Annotated in this window: 1 protein-coding gene; it reads right to left on the bottom strand. The window is 52.8% G+C overall.

Features of this window, described 5'->3' with window-relative positions; genetic code table 11:
• Positions 1-254 (bottom strand): hypothetical protein (locus tag Q1A48_RS21595; protein WP_299948949.1); only part of this gene is annotated, 254 nt, incomplete at both ends.

The following is a 254-nucleotide window of genomic DNA, read 5'->3' as shown; positions in this document are numbered from 1 at the left end:
GCTTCTTTATTATTACCAGTCAGTAACCACTCGGCATCTTCGGCTCCGTTGACCGTGTCGATACCGCCAAGGGCATCAACGCTGCTGATACCATCAAAGGCAATATCATTGGCCATCAGCGCATTCAGACCGGTAATCTCGAACCTGTCCGCGTTATCCGAGCCTACCAGGCTGTCGCCTGTGACACTGTCGATCTCGCCAAAACGGATTCCACTGGTTACGGCTTCCTTACTGTTGCCAGTCAGGCTTACCAG

It is taken from the genome of uncultured Microbulbifer sp. (assembly GCF_947489355.1).
Classification (GTDB): Bacteria; Pseudomonadota; Gammaproteobacteria; order Pseudomonadales; family Cellvibrionaceae; genus Microbulbifer.
The sequence above is the reverse complement of the archived record's forward strand: the minus strand, read 5'-3'. Positions and strand labels throughout refer to the sequence as shown.